A 4,491-nucleotide genomic window follows, 5' to 3' on the forward strand; every position below is an offset into this window, starting at 1 on the left:
TCGCTGCGTCTTCCCAGGCGCGAACGAAAGGATTACTGATCGGAACGTTGGTGACACCGACGGCGTCCCCCTCGCGGCGGGAGATCCGCGAGGAGCGACGGCGCCGCCTCGGGCCGCTCGGGGCGCTGACCCACCTGGCGCTGCTGGTGTGGACGGTGCTGGTGATCGTGCCGATCCTGTGGACGTTCCTGGCCTCGGTCAAGAGCGAGGACGAGATCTTCGGCGACGCCTGGTCGCTGCCCTCCACGCTGCACTGGGACAACTTCGCCAGGGCCTGGGAGCAGGCGCACATCGGCCAGTACATGCTCAACAGCGTCATCGTGGTCTCGTTCAGCACGTTCGGCACCATGCTCATCGGCTCCATGGCCGCCTACGTCCTGGCTCGCTACTCCTTCCGCGGCAACCGGGCCGTCTACCTGCTGTTCGTGTCCGGCCTGGCGTTCCCGGTCTACCTGGCGCTGACGCCGCTGTTCTTCGTCGTGCAGAACATGGGCAACGTGCCGCTGGTCGGCCCGTTCATCGGGCTGAACAGCCACGCCGGTCTGGTGCTGGTGTACATCGCGTACTCGATGCCGTTCACGATCTTCTTCCTGGCGGCCTTCTTCCGCACGCTGCCGACGGCGGTCGGCGAGGCGGCCATGGTGGACGGCGCCTCGCACACGCGGGTGTTCTTCCAGATCATGCTGCCGATGGCCAGACCGGGCCTGGTCAGCATCACGATCTTCAACGTGCTCGGCCAGTGGAACCAGTACCAGCTCCCGCTCGTGCTGCTCCAGGAACGCGACAAATGGGTGCTCACGCAGGGCATCGCCGACATCTCGACGGCCGCCGGCTACGACCAGGACTGGTCGGCCCTGTTCGCCGCCCTGACACTGGCGATCCTGCCGATGCTGGTGGTCTACACGGTCTTCCAGCGACAGATCCAGTCCGGTCTGACCACCGGAGCGCTCAAGTAGAAGATCCCGGCGCTAGTCTTTCAGGTGTGATCAGCGACATCCGCGCGTTGCTGGCCCGCCACCTCCCCGGCTATGAGGTGCGTTCCATCGCCGAGTCCGGGCAGGGCCTGGACAACGAGGTCTACGAGGTCAACGAGGAACTGATCGTACGGGGGCGCAAGGTCGCCGACGCGACGCTCACCCGGCGTGAGGTCGACCTGCTGGCCGTGGTGCGCGACCTCGCGCCCGTGGCCGTGCCCGAGGTCGTCTTCGCCGACTACGGGGAAGGCGTGATCGCCTACCGCAAGCTGGCGGGCCGGCCGCTCAACCAGTCGCCGGTGCGCGAGCCCGAGCGGCTGGCCGAGCCGCTGGGCCGATTACTCAGCGCCCTCCATGGCGCGCAGCCAGGGGAGATGCGCGGCTTCGCGCCGCTCGACCTCTACCCGGCGCCGACGCTGCTGGAGGACGCCGAGCTCGACTACCGCGACATCGAGCGGCACGTGCCGTCCGAGCTGCGGCCCCTGGTGGAGGCGTTCCTGCGCGACAGCCCGCCGGACGAGCCGCGCTCGCTCCGCTTCTGCCACAACGACCTGGGCGCCGAGCACCTGCTGGTCGATCCCTCGGCCAGCGCGCTGACGGGCGTCATCGACTGGACGGACGCCGCGGTGACCGACCCGGCCCATGACTTCGCCCTGATCTACCGAGATCTGGGGCCGGAGGTCTTCGAACGCGTGCTGGTCCACTACGACCGCGACTTCGACGACGGCGACCGCAGCAGGGTCCTGTTCTACGCCAGGTGCGCGCTCATCGAGGACCTCGCGTACGGGCTGAGCACCGGACCGCTCCACTACGCCGAGGCCGCCCTGGCCCACCTGGAGTGGACCTTCAGCCCGGACGGGTGATCAGCAGCGGGTCGTCCAGCAACGCCGTCACCGCCGACGACGTGGCCCCGTACAGGGCGGCGTCACGCGCGTGCCCGGCCGCCCGCACCTCGAACGGCGGCGGGAGGTGCGGGCCGTCCCGCGCGAGCACCGGCGGCGGGAGGTGCGGGCCGTCCCGCGCGAGCATCGGGGCCAGCCATGGCGCGAGCCTGCCGAAGTAGCCGCCCAGCACGATCACCCGCGGGTCGAGCATCGTCCTGGCGTGCGCGATGACCGGACGGAGCCGGGCGGCCAGCCCGTCCACCGCCGCCAGCGCGGCCGGATCGCCGTGCTCCGTCCGGCCGGCCAGCTCCTCCAGCGCCGCGTCCAGTTCGCCCGGGGCCGCGGGGATCCCGGCCGCGCCGAGCACCACCGGCAGCGACGCGTAACGTTCCAGGCAGCCGCGCCGCCCGCACGGGCAGGCCGGCCCGGCCGCGTCCACCACGACGTGCCCGAACTCGCCCGCCGCCCCAGCCGCGCCGTAGACCTGGCGGCCGCCGGCCACGAACCCGCCGCCGACGCCGATGCCGCCCTCCAGGTAGATCAGGTCACGCACGCCGCTCAGCCGCAGAAGCTGGTACTCGGCCCAAGTGCCGAGGTTGGCGTCGTTGGCCAGGCTGAGCGGGCCCACGCCGGGGCCGAGCCGCGCGCGCAGGGCCGCCAGCAGCGGCACGCCCCGCCAGCCGAGCGTCGGCGAGGTGACCAGCCCCTGGTCGGTCCATCCCGGCACGGCGACCACGACGGGCACCGCGACGGCGTCGGCGACGGCACGTTCCACGCGTTCGGCGACCACGCCGGCCACCTCCTCGGCCGAGGCCCCGCGCAGCTTGTGCGGCCCGCGCTCGTGGTGCCGCTCCCGCTCGGCCAGGTCCGTGACCCGCACCGCCACGCTCTCCGCGTCGAACCGCACGCCCACCGCCGCCACCGAGCGCCCCCTCAGCGTCAGCAGCCGCCGCGGCCGGCCCGCCGACCCGGTGCCGCGCACCCCGGCCTCCTCCACCAGCCCGTAGTCGATCAGCTCGCCCACCAGGCTCGTGACGGCCCCCGCGCCCAGCCCGGTGTCCGCCGACACCTGGATGCGCGAGCTCTGCCCCTGGTCCCGCAGATGGTGCAGGACGAGGGACAGGTTGTGGCGCCGCAGGCTCAGCACGTCGGCCGCCTGTGAGTCCCTCACGGCCGTGAGTCTAGAACCAGGCGGGTCGAAAACCAGGGGCGCCCGCCGTCTCCTGTCTGGTTGGCTGCCGGCCATGATCTCTGCATGGGTGGGGGAGAAGGTCAGGCTGCGCTCGATCGAACCGGACGAGACGGAGTCCGACCTCGACGAGGTGAACCTGGTCATCGCCGAGAGGCGGGACGACCTCGCCGTCGGCATGATCAACACGCACGAGGCCGAGCGGGTCGGCGGCACGTTCACGTACGGCATCGGCATCGGCACGCCGCACCAGCGCAGGGGGTACGCCGGCGAGGCGATTGGAGGAGTTCACCGAGCGGTACGGCTGATCACCCGGCCTCGCCGGCCAGCTCGGCGCGCAGCCGCCCGGTCGCCTCGACCACGTTGGCCAGGGCCGCCTCGACCTGCCCGTACGTACGGGTCTTCAGCCCGCAGTCCGGGTTCACCCAGACCCGCCCGGCGGGCAGCACCCGCAGCGTTTCCCGCAGCAGCCCCTCGACCTCCTCCGCCGAGGGCACCCGCGGCGAGTGGATGTCGTACACGCCGGGCCCGAGCCCGCGCCCGAACGACCCCACCGCGTTCAGGATCCGCGCCCCCGACCGGGCCGACTCGATCGTGGTGACGTCGGCGTCCAGCCCGTCGATCGCCGCCAGGATCTGGTCGGCGTCCGAATAGCACAGGTGCGTGTGGATCTGGACGCGGTCACTGGCCCCCGAGGTGGCCCGCCTGTACGCGGCCACGGCCCACTCCAGGTACTCGGCCTGCGAGGCGCGTCTGAGCGGCAGCAGCTCGCGCAGGGCCGGCTCGTCCACCTGGACGATCGGCACGCCCGCCGCCTCCAGGTCGCGCACCTCCTCCCGGACCGCGTCCGCCACCTGGAACACCACATCCCGCAGCGGCAGGTCGTCCCGGACGAAGGACCAGGCCACGATGGTGACCGGCCCGGTGAGCATGCCCTTGACCGGGCGGTCCGTCAGCGACCGCGCGTACCGGGCCCATCGCACCGTGATCGGGCCGGGCCGCGAGACGTCGCCGTGCAGCAGCGGTGGGCGGGTGCAGCGCGACCCGTACGACTGCACCCAGCCGTTCCTGGTGACCGCGAAGCCGTCGAGGTGCTCGGCGAAGTACTGGACCATGTCGTTGCGCTCCGGCTCGCCATGCACGAGGACGTCGAGCCCGAGCCGCTCCTGCAGCTTGATCACCCGCTCTATCTCGGCCTCGACCCTCCGGTCGTAGTCCGCCTCGTCCAGGGTGCCCGCCGCGACGGCCGCGCGGGCGGCGCGCAGCTCGCCGGTCTGCGGGAACGACCCGATCGTGGTGATCGGCAGCGGGGGCAGCCGCAGGTGCGTGGCCTGCGCGGCGGCCCGCTCGGCGTACGGGCCGCGCCCCTCGGCGGGGACCGGCCCGGCCAGCCGCACCGAGACCGCCGGGGCCTCGGCGTCGCCGTCACCGGCGGCCGCCAGCG

Annotated in this window: 4 protein-coding genes; 2 read left to right on the forward strand and 2 right to left on the reverse strand. The window is 72.5% G+C overall.

The window, feature by feature from the left end:
• Positions 1 to 50: 50 nt before the first annotated feature.
• Together KME77_RS28130 and KME77_RS28135 are read left to right on the forward strand one after the other, a co-directional pair.
• On the forward strand, positions 51 to 956 hold the full coding sequence (locus tag KME77_RS28130; protein WP_219472002.1) for a carbohydrate ABC transporter permease: 906 nt from the start codon (positions 51 to 53) through the stop codon (positions 954 to 956).
• A 26-nt stretch (positions 957 to 982) separates the two neighbouring features.
• Positions 983 to 1,837 carry a phosphotransferase family protein gene (locus KME77_RS28135; RefSeq protein ID WP_219472004.1) on the forward strand — a complete coding sequence of 285 codons (855 nt, stop codon included), beginning with the start codon at positions 983 to 985 and terminating at the stop codon, positions 1,835 to 1,837.
• Here KME77_RS28135 and KME77_RS28140 read toward each other — a convergent pair.
• Together KME77_RS28140 and metE are read right to left on the reverse strand one after the other, a co-directional pair.
• Complete coding sequence (locus KME77_RS28140) at positions 1,821 to 3,029, reverse strand: ROK family protein (RefSeq protein WP_219472006.1); 1,209 nt, start codon at positions 3,027 to 3,029, stop codon at positions 1,821 to 1,823. The two genes, KME77_RS28135 and KME77_RS28140, sit on opposite strands and share 17 nt — an antisense overlap.
• A gap of 326 nt (positions 3,030 to 3,355) precedes the next feature.
• Positions 3,356 to 4,491: 5-methyltetrahydropteroyltriglutamate--homocysteine S-methyltransferase (gene metE, locus KME77_RS28145; protein ID WP_219472008.1), on the reverse strand; the 1,136-nt coding region annotated here is incomplete at its 5' end.

The sequence above is a fragment of the Nonomuraea rhizosphaerae genome, from assembly GCF_019396405.1.
GTDB classification, from domain to species: domain Bacteria; phylum Actinomycetota; class Actinomycetes; order Streptosporangiales; family Streptosporangiaceae; genus Nonomuraea; species Nonomuraea rhizosphaerae.